The sequence below is a fragment of the Catellatospora sp. NPDC049133 genome (genome assembly GCF_040648455.1).
Taxonomy (GTDB): Bacteria; Actinomycetota; Actinomycetes; order Mycobacteriales; family Micromonosporaceae; genus Catellatospora; species Catellatospora aurea.
The window spans coordinates 271,968-289,292 of record NZ_JBEZDT010000006.1; the positions used below are offsets into that span (position 1 = coordinate 271,968).

The following is a 17,325-nucleotide window of genomic DNA, read 5'->3' on the forward strand; positions in this document are numbered from 1 at the left end:
CGCCGCATGACGCAGACGGCCCGCGTGCCGCGCCCCCGCCAGGCGCTCGCCGAACCCGCCCCGACGTCCGAGCCGGCCGCCGGGATTCCCGACGTCGTGCGACGCCGGCTGTCGCCGCTGGCGCTGGATCCGTACGCCTGGCCGGCGGCGCTGTTCGTCACCCTCCTGGCGGGCCTGCTGCGCCTGAACAACCTGGCCAGCCCGCCGGGCAAGATGTTCGACGAGACGTACTACGCCACCGACGCCCACTGGCTGTGGGAGAAGGGCTTCGAATGGAACGAGAAGGACAACACGACCGGCTACGTCGTGCACCCTCCGCTCGGCAAATGGATCATCGGGCTCGGTGAGCAGGTCTTCGGCTACAACGAGCTCGGCTGGCGCATCTCCGCCGCCGTGTTCGGCACGATCTCGGTGCTGATGCTCATCCGCATCGCGATGCGGATGTTCGGCTCGGTCGTCCTCGGCTGCGCCGCCGGCCTGCTGATGGCCTTCGACGGCATGCACTTCGTGCTGTCCCGGGTCGCGATGCTCGACATCTTCCTGATGTTCTTCGTCCTGGCCGCTTTCGGTGCGCTGGTGCTCGACCGCGACCAGCGCCGCGCCCGCTGGCTGCGTTTCGTGGCCGGTGGCGGCGCTCCGGCGGCCAAGGGGCGGTCCAGCCGCCCGCCGAGGGCGGTGCCCTGGTGGCGGCTGGCCGCGGCGGTGCTGTTCGGGTGCGCGCTCGCGGTGAAGTGGTCGGCGCTGGCGTTCGCGCCGGTGTTCGTGCTGCTGGTGCTGTGGTGGGAGGTCGGCGCGCGGCGCAGCGCCGGGGTGCGCCACCCGATCCGCGACACGATCCTCGACGAGACCGGCTGGATTCTGGCCGGGCTGCCGCTGACCGCGGGTGTGTACCTGGCGAGCTGGGCCGGCTGGCTGTCCACCGACGGCGGCTACGCCCGGCACTGGCTGCGCGACAGCGGCCAGGACGAGGCGCCGTTCCTCGGCGCGCTGCGCAACCTGGCGCAGTACCACGAGCTCGCGTACGGATCGCACCAGGCGATCACCGAGGCGCACAGCTACCAGTCGGTGGGCGAGTGGGCCCCGATCCAGTGGCTGCTGCTGGGCCGCCCCGTGCTGTTCTACCGCAGCGACGCCCCGCTGTGCGGCGCCGACAAGTGCAACGCCGACGTGCTGCTGCTCGGCACACCCCTGCTGTGGTGGGCGTTCATCCCCGCGCTGCTGGCCGCGATCTGGTTCGGCATCGCCCGCCGCGACTGGCGGGCCGGGGCCGTGCTGGCGATGACCGCCGCGGCGCTGGTGCCGTGGTTCTTCTTCCCGGCCCGCACGATGTTCTACTTCTACGCCCTGCCGGCCGAGCCGTTCCTGATCCTGGCCGTGGTGTTCGTGCTGGGCGCGGCGATGACCCCGCCGCCGGGCCGGCCGCCGAACCCGGACCGGCAGCTGTTCGGCGCGGTCATGGCCGGAACGTTCGTGCTGCTGGTCGCGGTCGTGTTCGCGTACTACCACCCGCTGTACACGGGCGGTTCGCTGCCGTACGAGGACTGGAGCCGGCGCATCCTGCTCGGCAACCTGTGGATCTGATCAGTACTTCTCCATCAGCGCCCGGACGTTGAGCACGTACTGCGGGTTCGGGTACCACACCTCGTCGCCGTCGTTGATCTCCTTGTCGACGGCGCCCTGCCCGTAGTTGTACGCCGCGATGACCGCGTTGAGCAGGCACCACTCCTTGCTGTCGGCGACGTTCGGGTCGCGGCGGCAGTCGTCCTCGCGCAGCGTGTAGTCCGGCGTGCAGGCCGGGGCCGGCGACACCGCCGGGTCCGGCTCCTCGCAGCCGATGCCGTACTTCATCGCGAAGTACCGGATCAGCCACTGCAGGTACGCCGAGCCGAGCATCGTGTTGCCCTTGAGCGTTTTCACGTCCTCGTCGAGGGTGAACGGGGAGTCGTCGTTGAGCCACGTCGCGGTGCTCGGCATGACCTGCATCGTGCCGATGCCACCGTCGCAGGCGATGATGGCCGACTGCCAGCCGCTCTCCTGCTCCGCCACCGCCTTGATCAGCTTCGCCGGCAGGGTGACCTGCGAGACAGTCCAGAACCTGCGGGCGGCCGCGGCCTCCAGCGCCGCCTCGACATCGGCCTTGGGCGCGTTCGTGCCCTGGTAGGTCGGCTTGCAGCCCGGCGGCGGTGACGACGGTTTCGGCGCGGGCGGCGGTGCGCCGGGCAGGTTCACCTTCGTCGGGCTCGGCTTGGGCTTGGGCTTCGGCTTGGGGGACTTCGACGGCGACGGCTTGACCGACGGCGACGGGCTCGGCGAGGCCTCCGGCGACTCGTCCAGCTCGGACGGGTCACCCGTCTCGAACACCACGCTCGGCCGCGGCTCGGCGGCGGCGCCCGGATCGTCGCCGCGGTTCAGCACCACCACCGCGGTGGCCAGCACTGCGGCGACGACGGTGAAGGTGCCGACGACGGCATGCGTACGCGTGAAGCGCATTGGTTTTCCTCCCCAGGGATCCCAAGGCGGCCGAGCGTAGCGCAACCGGTGGCGGGGCGGGTGCCCGCGCTCGCGCGTGCCCCGGGGCACGCTCGCCCGCAGAGGACTACGCTCAGCGTGTGGCCAGGTATTTCGACGTGCACCCGGACAACCCGCAGGCCCGCTCCATCCGCCAGGTCGTCGACATCGTGCGGGAGGGCGGGCTGATCGCCTACCCGACCGACTCGTGCTTCGCCTTCGGCTGCAAGCTGGGCGACAAGAACGGGCTCGACCGCATCCGCGACATCCGCAAGCTCGACGAGCGGCACCACTTCACGCTGGTGTGCCGCGACTTCGCCCAGCTCGGGCAGTTCGTGAAGATAGACAACTCGGTGTTCCGGCTGATCAAGGCGTCGACCCCGGGCAGCTACACGTTCATCCTTCCCGCGCTGCGCGAGGTGCCGCGCCGCATGCTGCACCCCAAGAAACACACGGTCGGCGTACGCATCCCCGACCACGCGGTGGCCCAGGCCCTGCTGGCCGAACTCGGCGAGCCGCTGGTCTCCAGCACCCTGCTGCTGCCCGGCGACACCGAGCCGATGACCCAGGGCTGGGAGATCAAGGAGCGCCTGGACCACCAGATCGACGCGGTCATCGACTCCGGTGACTGCGGCACCGAACCCACCACCGTCGTCGACTTCTCCGAAGGAGAACCGGAGATCCTCCGCGTGGGCGCCGGCGACCCCAGCCGCTTCGAGTGACGGCTACCTGCTCCACCGCATGATCACCGGCGCGGCGGGATCGTTCGTGTCCAGCACGACGTCCGCCCGCCGCAGCGGGTCCGCCTCTGCCCGGTACAACTCCTGACCGGGCAGGTAGCGGCACCGGTAGCGCTCCTCGACGGCCTCGACCGAGCCGAAGACCGGCAGGTCCCGCACGCGCGCCCGCGCCAACGCCACCTCGGGATCGGCGTGCAGGTAGACCGATATGTCCCAGAAGTCGCGCAACTCGGGCCGCAGCAGGAACACGCCGTCGAACAGCAGCACGGCACCGGCCGCCGCCTCCTGCGGTGCGACGTTCACGGCCCGGTCGGACCGGTAGTCGAACACCGCGGGCCGGTACCAGCCGTCACCGTCCGGGCCGAGCGGTCGGAGCACCCCGTCGACGATCGCCTCGTGATCGAACGAATCGAGGTAGAAGCCCTCCGGCGACAGCGGTCCGCGCCGTCTCCGGACCGCCTCCGGGTGGTGGAACCGGTCGATGCCCAGCCGGATCACCTGCCGTCGCGGACCGATCAGGGCGGCGAGGTCGTCGGCCAGGGTCGTCTTGCCCGCCGCGTCCGGCCCGTCGATCGCCACCCGTAGACGACCTGGCTCCCGGCGCTCCAGCAGCGAGTCCGCCAGCACGGCGAGCACCTCGGCACGCATCCGCGACATGGCAACGACCCTACGGCGTCGGGGCTGATCAGCGCAGGGTCAGCGGGGTTTCGGACTCGACGCGGGACAGCTTCTCCGGGTTGCGGACGTAGTAGATGCCGGTGACGAGGCCATCCTCGATCCGCAGCGCGGCGACGCCGTCGAGCTCGCCGTCGAGCCGGAACAGCAGCGCGGGGTTGCCGTTGACCACGGCCGGTTCGGTGGTGAGCGTGCCGCCCACCTTCTGCATGCTCCCGACGAACAGGCGGATCGCCTTGTCCGCCCCTACGACCGGCTGCAGCGCGGCCAGTTTGCGGCCGCCGCCGTCACTGACCACGACGACGTCGGGCGCGAGCACGCCGAGCAGGGCCTGCAGGTCGCTGGTCTCGACCGCGTGCTGGAACGCCTCCAGCGCGGCCCGCCGCTCGCCGGGGGAGACCACCGCGCGGGGGCGGCGGGCGTCGACGTGCTGCCGCGCGCGGTGCGCGATCTGGCGCACGGCCGCCGGGCTCTTGTCGACGGCCGCCGCGATCTCGTCGTAGTCGACGTCGAACGCCTCGCGCAGCACGAACACAGCCCGCTCGGTCGGTGTGAGGGTCTCCAGGACGAGCATCAACGCCATCGACACGCTCTCGGCCAGCTCGACGTCCTCGGCCGTGTCGGGTGCGGTGAGCAGCGGCTCGGGCAGCCACGGGCCGACATAGGCCTCCCTGCGCCGCTGCAGGGTGCGCAGCCGGTTGAGCGACTGCCGGGTGGTGATCCGGATCAGGTAGGCGCGCTGGTCGCGTACCTGATCCAGATCGACCTTGACCCAGCGCAGCCAGGTCTCCTGCAGCACGTCCTCCGCGTCGGCCGCCGACCCGAGGATCTCGTAGGCCACGGTGAACAGCAGGTTCCGGTGGGTGACGAAGGCCTCGGTGGCCGGGTCGCCGGCGTGCTCGCTCATCAGGCTCCCTCCTCAGGCCGTCCGGCCGGGAGCGGCCTCGCCGGCCCTGGCGGGCAGCGACTTGCGGCGAGCCCGGTCCTTGAACCACAGGTTGAGCACGCCGGGGTGGCGTGCCTCCTGCGACAGCTGCCAGACGGTGCTCTTGCACACGCCCTCCTTGAGCATCGCCAACGGCCGTCCGTTCAGGAGGAAAGCCTTCGTCACGGAGTCGTCCCGTCGGGCGTACTGGACGATTCCCGCGCGGCGGCCCAGGCTGATGCACTGGCCGAAGAACCCGACGTTGAAGTCGGCGGGCCGCTTGCCGGCGATCCGGGCCAGCACCGTCTCGCCGGCCTGCGGGCCGATCTGCATCGCGGACTGGCAGCTCATCCGCACCGGCAGGTCCGACGGCGCCGCCGAGTCCCCGGCCGCGACGATCCGCACGTCGTCCACGCTGGTGAGCGTCTCGTCGGTGAGCAGGCGCCCCAGCGCGTCCGTGCTCAGCCCGCTGCGGGCGGCCAGATCGGGGACGGCGAATCCCGCGGTCCAGATGGTCACCGCGCTGGGCAGCTCCCGGCCGTCGGCGAGCCGGACCGTGTCCCGGGTCACCGCGGTCACCGTCGCGCCACCGCCTTCCAGCACGGTGACACCGAGCTCGGCGAGCCGCTCGGCGACAGCACGCCGGGCGTGCGGGTGCAGGTAGGCCCCGAGCGTCCTGCCGCAGACGAGCGTCACCTTGCGGCCCTGCTCCGCCAGCTCGGAGGCGGTCTCGATCCCGGTGGACCCGCCGCCCACCACCGTCAGCGCGGCCGATGCGGGCGCGGCGTCGACGACCGGCCGCAGTCGCTGCGCGTCCTCCAGGGTGGAGATCGGGTAAGCGTGCTCGGCCGCGCCGGGCACGCTCGGTTCGCCGCTGCCGCTGCCCACGGCGTAGATCAGATAGTCGTAGGCGAGGATGCCGCCGCTCGCCGTCGTCACGCTGCGGCCGGGGGCGTCGATCCGGGTCACGGTGTCGACCACGAACCGGACGCCGCGCGCCAGGATCCGCTGGTAGTCGACGAGCGCGTCGTCCGACCCGCCGACGAGCTGATGCAGGCGGATGCGCTCGACGAACTGGGCGCGTGGGTTGATCAGGGTCACTGTCACGCCCTCGCGCTTGGTCAGGCGGTTGGCCGCCATCACGCCCGCGTATCCGCCGCCGATCACGATGACCTCGGTGTTCCTGGCCATTGGGGTTCTCCTTCGTCTCCAAGGTGCGGCCTCAAGACACCGCGTGTCCGGCGGTTTGTGACGTTCGGTGAGCCAGATCACTCGCTGAGCGACGGATGGGGGCTTCGGATCAGACTGACTGAACGGTGTCACCGGGGCGGTATGACAAAGCCGATCATGGGACTTACGCTCTGCGGCATGACGACTTCGGACGGGCAGGCCCCCGTGGGCTCCGGAATCCTTCGGCACGCGCCGCGCGAGCGGCAGTGGGAGCCCGCTGTCGGCGGCGACGAGGAGACGGCCGAGGCGATCGACCGCCACATCGAGGCCCACTTCGGCCCGATCGCGTACGTGTGGCACGAGATGATCTCCGACCTGGTGCGGCTGCACGTGCACGTGGTCGCGCCGACCCCGGACCGTCCCTTCTACACCCTGGTCACCTCGGGTATGAGCGAGCTGCCGATGGCCTCGCCCGAAGGCTTCAGCCGGTACGCCGAGCTGATGATCTCGTTGCCCGCGGACTGGTCGCTGACCGGCGAGGCCTTCCGCGACGAGGCCGTGTACTGGCCGGTCAGGCTGCTGAAGACGGCGGCGCGGCTGCCGCACGAGTACCGCACGTGGCTCGGCTACTGGCACTCCATCCCCAACGGCGACCCCGCCGAGCCCTACGCCCTGGGCACCCCGTTCGCCGGGGTGCTGGTCGCGCCGATGATCCGGTGCGCGCCGGAGGCGGGCACCATCGTGACCGCGAGCGGCAAGCAGATCTCACTGCTGGCGTTGGTGCCACTGCACCCGGCGGAGCTCGACCTCAAGCGTGCGAACGGCACCGACGCGCTGCTGGAGGCGTTCAGCCGGGTCGACGTGAGCGAGGTGTTCGACCCGGCCCGCCCCAGCTGTGTGTGAGGACGGGTAAGATCCGCTTTTGGAATGGTTTGCGTTAGTTCTTCCATCGGCAGGGAGGATGGATGACCACGCACTACGTCGACCAGGACGTCTTCAAGTCGGTTCTGCAGGAGGACATCGACTGGCAGCCGTTTCCTGGATTCCCGCCCGCGGCCCGCTTGGCCGTGATGGTGGGCAGGCCGCCGGAGCCCGGACCGTATGTGGTCCGGGTCAGGCTGCCCGCCGGGGAGCGGCTGATGCCGCACCGGCACCACGAGGACCGCGTCTACACGGTCATCTCGGGCGTCTTCTACATCGGTCGCGGTGAAGTGTTCGACGAGAGCAAGCTCGAGGCGTACCCGCCAGGGGCCGTCATCGTGCTGCCGGGCGGAACCGCCCACTTCCACTGGGCGAAGTCCGGCGAATACGTGACCCAGGTGACCGCGACCGGTCCGATCTCCCTGGAGTATGTGGACCCGCGCAACGATCCGCGCCTGACCTGAGTCACCGCCCCGCGGCGTCGTCGCGGCTCAGCGGCTTGGCGAACCAGTGCCGGGCGTACGGGTTGTCGTTGTAGGCGGGGATCTCGTGGTAGCCCGAGCTGCGGTAGAGCTGGATCGCCTCGGTGAGGCTGTCGTTGGTGTCCAGCCGCACCAGGTCGGCTCCGGCGTCCGCGGCCCGGCGCTCCAGGTCGCGCACGATCCGGCGGCCCAGGCCGAGCCCGCGCACAGACGGCGACACCCACACCCGCTTGATCTCGGCGGGCTCGCCGGGCAGCAGGCGCAGCCCGCCGCAGCCCACCGGTTCGCCCGACAGCGTCGCGACCAGGAACAGCCCGGCGGGCGGCACCAGCTCGTCGTCGCCGGCTCCCGGGTCGAAGCCGCCCTCGAACCGCTGCGCCAGCTCTCGCGCGTACGCCCGCAGGCACGCCCGCGCGGCCGGTTCGCCGGGATGGCAGACCCGCAGCTCCACCAGTGAGGCCATGAGCAGCCGTTCGACCTCGGTCATCGCGGCGACCAGGCGGGTGCGCTGGCTGTCGCTGAGGGGCTCCAGGATCGACCAGGCCAGCTCGTCCGACAGTCGGTCGAGCACGTCCCACTCGGTCCGGCCCGCGGCGGTCAGCCGTGCGACGCGCACCCGGCCGTCCCCCGGGGCGGAGCTCACCGTGATCAGGTCGTCGCCTTCAAGGGTGCGCAGCAGTCGGCTCAGGTGTCCGGCGTCGAGGCCGAGCCGGGTGCGCAGGGCGGCGATCTCGGCTCCGGCGGGCCCGACTTCCCAGAGCAGGCGAGCCTGCGCCAGCGGCCGGTCGCGGGTCAGATAGCCGTCGTCCAGTGCGCCGACGCGCTGCGTGACGGTCCGGTTGAAGCGGCGGACGGTGTCCACCAGGTGCTCGCCCATATACCTGACTTTAGTCAAGCAATATGCCGTCCGCCAGCCTGGCCGCCGTCAGGCCGCCCAACACGCGCGCAGCACACCAGCCCTACCGGGCGACGGTGCCGCCTTTCCAGCGCCGTCGCCCGTGCTCGGTCAGGTTGTGGCGGCCTTCTTGCGGGCCGTGCGGATCCAGCCGTACGCGGTGTGCCGGGGCACGTCGTAGTGGTCGGCGATGACGCTCGCGCTGTCGCCGGCCTGGCGCAGCACCTGCTCGAAGTCCTCGGGCAGCTTGCGGTAGCTGCGGCTGCCCGCACTCGGACGGCCGCTGTCCGGGGTGGACGACGCGGCCTTCTTCGCCGTCGCCTTCGCCGGGGACGCCTTCTTCTCCCGGACGGCTGCCGCGGCGCTGCGCGCGGATGCCTTGGCCCGCACGGCCTTCGCCGCACTCGCCTTGGCCGGCTTTGCCGCACCGGCCTTGGGTGCGGCGGACTTGCCCGCGTCGGCCATGGCGGTCTTCACCACAGCGGTCTTCGACGCGCCGGGCGCGGCTGGGGCCGGCTTGGCCGTGGTGCGCTTACGAGCGGCCGGCTTCGTGGCGACCGGTTCGACCGCGGCAGGGGCCTGCATCTCCAGTTCGCCGGGCGCTGACGCGGGCGCGGCCGGGCTCGGCTTGGCCGGTGCGACAGCCGGGGTCGCCCCCGTCGTCGCCGCCAGCACCGCGGTGACGAGCTGGTTCAGGTCGAGCACGGGCAGGTCGCCGGGCACCAGGCTGCCGCCCGAGCCGGGGGACAGGCGCAGCTCGCGGACCGTGGCCGCCGGGCCGTCGAGGTCCAGCCGGATCGTCGTGACGGCCTGTGCGGGGTCGTCAGGCGTGATGGTGACGGTATATGTGGTCATGCGTGCGGCCTCCATGCCTGACGCCGCCGGCGTGCGTCCCCGTCGCGCGCGTCGGCTCTGGCCGTGAGAATTGTTCGCGCCAAGGTACTGCACGAACGGCATACCGCAAAATCACTTGGGACGTCAATGCACCCCTGCCTGGTATTCCGAGCCAGGATTAGAATTGGTGTCATGGTGCGTACCCCATTGACCGAGGACGAGCGCCGGCGCGGGCTCGCCCTGGGCCGCACGCTGCAGCAGGCACGCGGTAACCGCAGCGCGGCCGAGGTCGCCCTGCTGGCCGGCATCTCCCTCGACACGCTGCGCAAGATCGAGCAGGGCGTCATCGCCACACCCGCGTTCTTCACCGTCGCCGCCCTGGCCAACGTGCTGGACCTCGACCTCAACACGCTGGCCGCGGAACTCGCCCTGCCTGTATAAAAGCCGAATGACGGGTGAGCGGGCACGCGCCGCCCTCCGCCGCGAATGAACACGGCGGCGGATCTCGCGCTGCGGGTGTGCGGGCTGGTCGGACGGGGCGTGCGGACCATTCGATGGGGTGATGCCGGTCCGCCGGGAACTGCCGCATGATGTCCAAATGCGACTCAAGTCCCGGTCGACCTGGTGGTACGCCGCAGCGGCGCTGGTGATCGCAGGAGCGCTGCTCCTGATGGTCCGGCTCGTGCTCTTCCTCGTCGGTCAGACTCTCGGCGACGCCGACAGCTGGATGAGCGTCGCCGGCGGCCTGACGGCCCTGGTCGGCGTCACCGTGGGGTCGGCGGGCTGGCTGTTGCACCGGGGCCGTGAGGTGCACGACGACGAGACCGGCTCGGCCGGCCGGATCGCCGGCTGGGAGGCTGCCCGCCAGGCCTACGGAACAGCCGTGCGCAGGCGCTACCAGAACATCGACCTCGAGGTGCTGACGCCGCTGTCGGAGCAGGACGAGCACCCGCCGCTGCGGATCGGTGAGATCTTCGTCGGCCAGCTCGTGAAGACCGACCCACCGGCGGTGGAGCTGCCGCGCGAGTTGATGCTGCGCCTGGCCCAGGACGACCCCCAGGACGTGCGCGACCTGCCGCCCGGCGTCGATCAGAATCTGCTCGCAGAGGTCCGCAGGGCGTACACCCAGCGCCCGCCCGCCCCGGTGCTGGACCTGCTCACCGGCGAGGGCACCCGCCTTGTGCTGCTCGGCGACCCGGGATCGGGCAAGACGACACTCACGAAGTACGTCGTCTACACGCTGAGCGGGCAGGTGCCGCCCACGGATCCGCTGGCGGCGCTCGCCGGATGGCTGCCGTTGCTCGTCGAGCTGCGGGCGTTCTCGCGAGTGCTGAACGCCGATCCGGTGGACGCGTTCGGCAGGTACTGGCAGCAGCGTCACGCGGAAGGGACCGGGCTGCCCCCGGACGAGCTGATGGAGTACCTGCGCAACGACGGCCGGGCGGTGGTCTTCTTCGACGGGCTCGACGAGGTGTTCGAACCCGGGCTCCGTGACCTGGTCGAGCGGCACATCGTCGGCTTCGCCGACGCGCACCCGCGGGCCCGGGTCGTGGTCACCTCCCGACCGGTCGGCTACCAGGGCGACGACCTGAGGGCGGCCGGGTTCGCCAAAGCCAAGATTCAGGATCTCGACGAGCAGCAGGTCCGCGAGTTCGTGACTCGCTGGTTCCAGGTCACCTGCCGCACCGACCCGGCGCAGGGCGAGCACCTCGCGGCGCGACTTCTCAAGGCTGTCAGCGCCTCCTCGGCCGTCGCGGAGATCGCCGGCAACCCTATGCTGCTGACGATCCTCGCCATCATCGGCCGGCGGCGTGCGCTGCCTCGCGACCGCAGCAGCGTGTTCGAGCACGCGGTGACGGTGATGGTGGAGCACTGGGACCCGAGCAAGTTCCTGAACCAGGAACTGCCGTCGGCGAACCTGCCCTACCTGGACGCCACCGACAAGTTGGAGCTGCTGCGCCTGGTCGCCCGGCGGATGCAGGACAGCCCGGCCGGGCTGTCGGGCAACTTCATCAGTGGGCAGGACCTGATCACCGAGTTCGCCGACTTCCTGCGTGAGCGTGATCCGAGCCATGTGTCGCTCGACAGGGCCAAACAAGCTGCCGCGTCCATGATCCAGCAGTTCCGGTCCCGCAACTTCATCCTGAGCCGCTTCGGCGGCAACGTGTACGGGTTCGTACACCGGTCGTTCCTGGAGTACCTGGCCGCGGCTGACATCGTGGACCGCTTCCACCGCACCCGCGAACTGACCGAGGACCAGCTCGTCGAGGACGTCTTCCTGCGCCGCTGGCGCGACCCCGCGTGGCAGGAGGTCCTGCTGCTGATCACCGGCATGCTGGGGGAGAACACGGCGGAGCGCTGCGTCCTGGCTCTACTGGGCGCGGACCCGCGCTGGGCCGTCAGATACGACGATCCACCGGCTCATCTCGTGCTCGCTGGTCGATGTTTGGCAGAGGTCCGCAGGCTGAGCCGGATGGCCCTTGCCGGACCTGCCACCTTCCGATACGTGATTCATGCGTTGGAGGTGCTCTCCCTGCGCGAGCGCACGGACCTGTTCGGCTGGAACACCAGTGAGGCAGCCGTTCGCGGACTCGTGCGGACGGTCGCTGGATTGGGCAACGCATTGGTTGGGTGGGAAGGCTACTTGTCGTGGTTCCAGCGGCGGGCATCGGACTTGGCTCATGCGGGTGCCGTGAATGCCGCGGTGCTGGCAAACGTGTATCGCACACCCGGCGAGGCCACGGATCATGTTGTCGAGTTCGCGTACCGGCACGCGTCATTCGACGTGCGCCGGAGAGCGATTGAGGAGCTCAAGACGGAGCATCGGCGGCCCGGTCCGCTGACGGAACTGTGCGGCTTCATCGCGCACGAGCGCTCACTGAATGTACGCGTCGCTGCGGTGTCGTTGATAGGTGCGGCCTGGAAAGGGGAGCCGGAGGCGCTGCCGTTCCTGCGTCGAGTCGTCACTGGTGACCGACACAGCTTGGTACGTGTTGCGGCGGTCGAGGCGATGGTGGCTGGGTGGCCCGGGGATCCCGCCGTGTTCGAAGTCTTGCGCGAATCGGCGCTGGACGAGGAGGACAACGGCGTGAGAGCCGCAGCCGTCTCGGCGATCGGCTCGGCTTGGCAGGCGCAGCCGGACGCACGACTGTTGGTCAGGCGGATCGCACTCGAAGGCAAAGATCCTGGTGTCAGTGCGATCGCCGTCCAGGCTCTCGACGCGGGCTGGCGCGCATACCCCGACACGCTTCCGTTCCTGAACGAACTGGCGGTCGGCGCCGGCGAGCCGAGCGTGCGTGCTGCGGCGGTGACCGCACTCGCCGCTCGGGGCGGCCTGGGTGACCTGCTGGGCTTCCTGCGGCGGCTGGCGGTCGACGAGACGAGCTCTGATCTACGTGGATCCGCGGTCAGTGCGATTGGCGAGGGCTGGCCTGACGAGCCTGGAACGCTGTCGTTGATGGCGCAGGTGGCGACATGTGATCCTGATGAGCGTGTCCGCTCTGCGGCGACATCCCTGCTGGGTCGTTGTGGGAGGAACGATCCCGAGGTGCTGGCGTCGTTGCACAGGATTGCGACGGATGACGGCGGAATGCTGGTTCGGCTGGCCGCGATGCGGGCGATGGTGGAGGGCTGGCCGACGCATCCGGACACTGTGCCGATGTTGTGCGATCGGGCGGCGCACAACGACAACTGGTGGACTCAGGCTCAAGCGGTGGAAATGATGGCAGTCGGCTGGCGTGGCGATGGCCGGACACATTCCGTACTTCGCATGCTTTCGACATCGAAGGCCCGTGCGGAACCGACCGAGTCGGTCGGTACGACTTTGGCGCGCATGTTGGCGACGAGGGCTCTGGCGGCCGGTTGGTTCGACGATGAACGGACGCTGGTCATGCTGCGGACGCTGGCGATGGATGGCAACGGCTTGAACCGGGACGCAGCCATCGTTCTGCTGAGCCTCGGCTGGTGGCATGACGAGAACACGGTGGTTCAGTTGAACGACATCGCCGAAGCGGAGACCGGCTCGGCGAGGCGCGGAATCGCACGAGCGGCACTGGCAGTCGCGGCCTCCGCTCGGCGCGCGGTGGAGGGCGCCGCGGACTGGTAGCAGGCCAAGGTGGTGAAGGAACAGGCCCCACCGGGATCGCCGGTGAGGCCCGCTGGTGGTGAGGCTCAGGCGTCGACCAGGACCCGCTCGGGTTCAACGGCCACGGTCACCTGCTGCGCGGGCGGCTGGTGCTGCCGGACTCGGCGGGGCAGCAGGAACGCGAGTCCGAACGCGAGCGCCGTCAGCGCGATCGTCACCAGGGTCACCCGCTGCGAGGCGTGCAGGAACCCGGCCGCCTGCCCGGTGACCCCGGCCACGGTGAAGAACACCGTGCCCAGTGCGGCCACGCCCAGCGAGGACCCGAGCTGCTGGATCGACTCCAGGATGCCCGAGGCCGAACCGACCTCGTGGTCGGCGATGTCACCCATGATGACGTCGAACAGCGGCACGAAGATCATGCCCATGCCCAGACCGTACGCGAACAGCGGCAGCGCGAGGCTCCAGCCGCCGATGGCCGTGCCGTGCACCGAGAACATCGTGTAGAGCAGGATCAGCCCGACGGTCATCAGGGCCAGGCCCAGGTGCAGGATGCGGCGGCCGAGTTTCGCCATCGCACCGGCGCTGAAGCCCGAACCGAGGAACGCGCCGATCGCCCACGCCGACATGGTCACGCTCGCCCGCACCGGGCTGTAACCAAGCCCGAGCTGCAGGAACAGCCCGACGGCCAGCGAGAAGCCGACGATCGCGCCGAAGAACACCAGCACGAACAGCGTGCCGGAGGTGTATGAGCGCTTCGCGAACACGCTCAGCTCGACCAGCGGCGTACGCCCGGATGCCTTGCGGCGGCGCTGGTAGGCGGCGAACGCGCCGAGCACCACGACCGAGGCGGCGAGCATGACCCAGGTCCACACGGGCCAGCCCAGTTCGCGTCCCTGCATCAGCGGGAAGACCAGCAGGAACATGCCCGCTGCGGCGAGCAGCGCGCCGAGGGTGTCCAGCCGCCGGGCCCGTGCCGGGCTGATCCCCGCCGGCAGCGTACGCAGACCCGCGATCAGCGCGAACAGTCCGAGCGGCAGGTTGATCGCGAACACCATGCGCCAGCCCGTGCCGAACACGTCGGCGTCGACGAGCACCCCGGACACCACCGGTCCGAGGATCGTGGACAGGCCGATGGCCGGTCCGAACACCCCGAACGCCTTGCCGATGTCGGCGGGGCCGAACAGGTCGCGGATCAGGCCGAAACCTTGCGGGATCATGACCGCGCCGAACAGGCCCTGCACGACCCGTGCGCCGATCAGCGACTCGGGTGACCAGGCGGCCGCGCACAGCGCCGACGCGGCCACGAAGCCGACGACGCCGATCAGCAGCACTCGGCGGCGGCCGAACATGTCGCCGAGCCGTCCGCCGACCAGCAGGCCGACGGCCAGGGCCAGGGTGTATCCGGCGGCGATCCACTGCAGATCGCCGTAGGTGCCGTGCAGGTCGGCGAGGATCGACGGCGCGGCCACGTTGACCACGGTCGAGTCGAGCAGGTTCATGAGGGTCGCGGCGAGGATCGCCATGAGGCCGAGCCAGCGGCGGCCGTTGCTGATGTTCTCCATGCCGATGACCGTGCCAGGTCATTAGGAACAGTTCATTCCTAATGGCCTGGCATTATCGAGAACATGTTGGAGACATCCGCGCGCCTTCTGAAACTTCTCTCGCTCCTGCAGACCCCTCGCGAGTGGAGCGGCACCGAACTCGCCGGCCGCCTCGACGTCAGCACCCGGACCGTGCGCAACGACGTGGAGCGGCTGCGCAACCTCGGCTATCCCGTGCACGCCACCCGCGGGGCGGTGGGCGGCTACCGCCTCGGCGCCGGGGCGAACCTGCCGCCGCTGCTGCTCGACGACGAGGAGGCGGTCGCCGTCGCGGTCGGACTGCGTACGGCGGCGGCGGGGTCGATCGCGGGAGTGGAGGACACGTCGCTGCGGGCGCTGGCCAAGGTGGAGCAGGTGCTGCCGGTGCGGCTGCGGCGGCGGGTGAACGCGTTGCAGACGTACACGGTGGCGGTTCCGGCGCGTCGGCGCGGGCCGGAGGTCGACCCGCAGGTGCTGACCACGCTCGCCGCGGCGTGCCGGGACCACGAGCGGGTCCGGTTCGACTACCGCGCCCACGACGGCACCGCGACGCTGCGCGACGTCGAGCCGTACCGGCTGGTCAACTGGGGTCGCAAGTGGTACCTCGTCGCCTACGACTCCCAGCGCGGCGACTGGCGCACGTTCCGCGTCGACCGGATCGAACCGCGGGTGCCCGGCGGGCCGCGGTTCGCGCCGCGCCCGCTGCCCGCCGAGGACCTCGCCGCGTACGTCTCGCGGGGTGTGTCCACCGCGACCTGGCACTACCGGGCGCGGATCGTCGTGCACGCGCCGGCGGAGGTGATCGCGCAGCGGCTGCCCGCCACGGCGGGCTCGGTCGAGGTGATCGACGAGCACACCTGCGCGGTGACCACCGGCGCGGACACCGCCGAGTCGATGGCGATGTGGATCGGCCTGCTCGACGCCGACTTCACGGTCCAGGACGCCCCCGAGCTGTCCGAGGCGCTGCGCCGGCTCGCCGACCGCTACCGCCGGGCAGCCGGTTGACCTACTAACAATTGGTTAGTGACTAACCCGGGGTTTGCCCGCGATGGGTGTCGGCGGCCAGGCTGGGGGAGCGCCGTGATCACTGCGGCGTCACCCCTGGCGAATGAGACGTGCGATGACGAGACAACGAACGATGGACAACCCCCTGCTGGCCGAGCTGCGGGCGATCCACGACATGGTGCGCCGTGACCTGGCCGTGGTGCGGCGGCTGGCCGACCAGGCCGCGGCCGGAGCGCCGGCCGCCGCGCTCCAGGAGGGCGTACGCGGGCTGCAGAGCAACGGCGCGCTGTTCCAGCTGAAGGTCAACTGCCTGAGCTACTGCCAGTTCGTGCACCACCATCACCACCTCGAATCGGCGATGCTGTTCCCGGCGGTGCGCAAGGCCGCGCCGCACCTGCGCCAGACCGTCGACCGGCTGGAGTCCGACCACCGTGTGGTCTCCGACCTGCTCGACCAGGTCGAGGGGGCGGCTCGCGCGTTGGGCGGCGGCGACGCGGAGATCCGCGCGAAGCTGGTGGAAGCGCTGCGCACGCTCTCCGACCACCTGCTCGAACACCTGGCGTTCGAGGAGGAGGCGCTGGAGCCCGTGCTCAAGACCTGGAAGAGGTGGCCTTTCCATGGCTGACGGACTGCGGTTCGGGCTCGCGGTCACCCCGTCGGCGGGCGACGTCGCCGGTATGACCGCGCTGGCGCAGGCCGCCGACGAGGCGGGACTGGACCTGATCGCCGTGCAGGACCACCCGTACCAGCCGGGGCACCTGGACACCATGGCGGCGCTGACCCACCTCGGCGCGCATACCAGCCAGGTGGGGCTGCTCACCGACGTCGCCGACATGGCACTGCGGCCCGTGCCGATGCTGGCCAAGGCCGCAGCGTCGCTCGACGTGCTGACCGGCGGCCGGTTCGAGCTGGGCGTCGGCTCCGGCGGCTTCCCGGACGCGGTCGCGGCGATGGGCGGCAACGCGGTGCGCGGCGGCGCGGCCGTCGAGTTCACCGCCGAAGCGCTGCGGCTGCTGCGAGCGGCGCTCGACGCCGACGGGCCGATCGCGATGGACGGCCGCCACCACCGCGTCGCCGGGTACGAACCCGGCCCGGTGACACCGCACCGGGTGCCGGTGTGGCTGGGTGCGCAGGGCCCGCGCATGCTCGGCCTGATCGGCGAGCTGGCCGACGGCTGGATCAGCCCGCTGAACGTGTACGTGCCGCCCGGCGAGGTCCCCGCCAAGCAGAAGCTGATCGACCAGGCGGCCACGCGAGTCGGCCGGGACCCGGCCGACGTGCGCCGCCTCTACAACGTGCTCGGCATGATCGGCGGGTCCCAGCGCGGCAAGGGCCTGTTCGGCGACGCCGAGACCTGGGCGCAGACGCTGGCCGGATGGGCCGACGGGCTGCGCTTCGACACCTTCGTGTTCTGGCCCGTCATGTCGGAACTCGACCAGCTGCGGCGGTTCGCGCAGGAGGTCGTGCCCCGGGTGCGCGAACTCACCGCCTGAACGGGGCGTCGGC

16 protein-coding genes are annotated in these 17,325 nt (G+C 70.7%); 9 read left to right on the forward strand and 7 right to left on the reverse strand.

What is annotated here, in order from left to right:
• Positions 1-6: 6 nt before the first annotated feature.
• Positions 7-1,581 carry a phospholipid carrier-dependent glycosyltransferase gene (locus AB0B35_RS09265; protein WP_361042773.1) on the forward strand — a complete coding sequence of 525 codons (1,575 nt, stop codon included), beginning with the start codon at positions 7-9 and terminating at the stop codon, positions 1,579-1,581.
• Here the strand turns inward: AB0B35_RS09265 and AB0B35_RS09270 are convergent, their stop codons facing one another.
• Positions 1,582-2,490 (reverse strand): lytic transglycosylase domain-containing protein, encoded by a 909-nt coding sequence (locus AB0B35_RS09270; protein WP_361042776.1) that lies wholly within the window; start codon positions 2,488-2,490, stop codon positions 1,582-1,584.
• A gap of 119 nt (positions 2,491-2,609) precedes the next feature.
• Between AB0B35_RS09270 and AB0B35_RS09275 the strand changes: the two genes are divergently transcribed.
• Complete coding sequence (locus AB0B35_RS09275) at positions 2,610-3,230, forward strand: L-threonylcarbamoyladenylate synthase (RefSeq protein ID WP_361042779.1); 621 nt, start codon at positions 2,610-2,612, stop codon at positions 3,228-3,230.
• A 3-nt stretch (positions 3,231-3,233) separates the two neighbouring features.
• Here the strand turns inward: AB0B35_RS09275 and AB0B35_RS09280 are convergent, their stop codons facing one another.
• The 3 genes from AB0B35_RS09280 to AB0B35_RS09290 are packed head-to-tail and all read right to left on the reverse strand — an operon-like array spanning position 3,234 to position 6,039.
• Positions 3,234-3,905, reverse strand: coding sequence for a uridylate kinase (locus AB0B35_RS09280; protein WP_361042781.1), 672 nt, complete (start codon positions 3,903-3,905; stop codon positions 3,234-3,236).
• A gap of 28 nt (positions 3,906-3,933) precedes the next feature.
• Entirely contained in the window at positions 3,934-4,830 is an 897-nt protein-coding gene (locus AB0B35_RS09285) for an RNA polymerase sigma-70 factor (RefSeq protein WP_361042783.1), read from the reverse strand.
• 12 nt (positions 4,831-4,842) lie between these two features.
• On the reverse strand, positions 4,843-6,039 hold the full coding sequence (locus AB0B35_RS09290) for an FAD-dependent oxidoreductase (protein WP_361042786.1): 1,197 nt from the start codon (positions 6,037-6,039) through the stop codon (positions 4,843-4,845).
• A 177-nt stretch (positions 6,040-6,216) separates the two neighbouring features.
• Between AB0B35_RS09290 and AB0B35_RS09295 the strand changes: the two genes are divergently transcribed.
• Positions 6,217-6,921, forward strand: a complete 705-nt coding sequence (locus tag AB0B35_RS09295) for a suppressor of fused domain protein (RefSeq protein WP_361042789.1) — start codon at positions 6,217-6,219, stop codon at positions 6,919-6,921.
• 62 nt (positions 6,922-6,983) lie between these two features.
• The gene (locus AB0B35_RS09300) at positions 6,984-7,403 is read left to right on the forward strand and encodes a cupin domain-containing protein (protein ID WP_361042791.1); all 420 of its coding nucleotides are present in this window, start codon (positions 6,984-6,986) and stop codon (positions 7,401-7,403) included.
• A gap of 1 nt (position 7,404) precedes the next feature.
• Here AB0B35_RS09300 and AB0B35_RS09305 read toward each other — a convergent pair whose 3' ends face one another.
• Together AB0B35_RS09305 and AB0B35_RS09310 are read right to left on the reverse strand one after the other, a co-directional pair.
• Positions 7,405-8,298: a helix-turn-helix domain-containing GNAT family N-acetyltransferase gene (locus AB0B35_RS09305; RefSeq protein ID WP_361042793.1), complete on the reverse strand. Its 894-nt coding sequence runs from the start codon at positions 8,296-8,298 to the stop codon at positions 7,405-7,407.
• Positions 8,299-8,427: 129 nt separating this feature from the next.
• Positions 8,428-9,171 carry a hypothetical protein gene (locus AB0B35_RS09310; protein WP_361042796.1) on the reverse strand — a complete coding sequence of 248 codons (744 nt, stop codon included), beginning with the start codon at positions 9,169-9,171 and terminating at the stop codon, positions 8,428-8,430.
• A gap of 171 nt (positions 9,172-9,342) precedes the next feature.
• Between AB0B35_RS09310 and AB0B35_RS09315 the strand changes: the two genes are divergently transcribed.
• Together AB0B35_RS09315 and AB0B35_RS09320 are read left to right on the forward strand one after the other, a co-directional pair.
• Entirely contained in the window at positions 9,343-9,591 is a 249-nt protein-coding gene (locus AB0B35_RS09315; RefSeq protein WP_203688363.1) for a helix-turn-helix transcriptional regulator, read from the forward strand.
• A gap of 157 nt (positions 9,592-9,748) precedes the next feature.
• Positions 9,749-13,255 carry a HEAT repeat domain-containing protein gene (locus tag AB0B35_RS09320; RefSeq protein ID WP_361042799.1) on the forward strand — a complete coding sequence of 1,169 codons (3,507 nt, stop codon included), beginning with the start codon at positions 9,749-9,751 and terminating at the stop codon, positions 13,253-13,255.
• Positions 13,256-13,320: 65 nt separating this feature from the next.
• Here the strand turns inward: AB0B35_RS09320 and AB0B35_RS09325 are convergent, their stop codons facing one another.
• Positions 13,321-14,796, reverse strand: coding sequence for an MFS transporter (locus AB0B35_RS09325; protein ID WP_361042801.1), 1,476 nt, complete (start codon positions 14,794-14,796; stop codon positions 13,321-13,323).
• A gap of 63 nt (positions 14,797-14,859) precedes the next feature.
• Here AB0B35_RS09325 and AB0B35_RS09330 point away from each other — a divergent pair, with 63 nt between their 5' ends.
• The 3 genes from AB0B35_RS09330 (at position 14,860) to AB0B35_RS09340 (ending at position 17,312) form a co-directional block, all read left to right on the forward strand.
• The gene (locus tag AB0B35_RS09330) at positions 14,860-15,819 is read left to right on the forward strand and encodes a YafY family protein (protein WP_361042803.1); all 960 of its coding nucleotides are present in this window, start codon (positions 14,860-14,862) and stop codon (positions 15,817-15,819) included.
• Positions 15,820-15,934: 115 nt separating this feature from the next.
• Complete coding sequence (locus AB0B35_RS09335; RefSeq protein WP_361042806.1) at positions 15,935-16,444, forward strand: hemerythrin domain-containing protein; 510 nt, start codon at positions 15,935-15,937, stop codon at positions 16,442-16,444.
• On the forward strand, positions 16,437-17,312 hold the full coding sequence (locus AB0B35_RS09340) for an LLM class flavin-dependent oxidoreductase (RefSeq protein WP_361042808.1): 876 nt from the start codon (positions 16,437-16,439) through the stop codon (positions 17,310-17,312). Before AB0B35_RS09335 ends, AB0B35_RS09340 begins: the two co-directional genes overlap by 8 nt.
• Positions 17,313-17,325 lie beyond the last annotated feature (13 nt).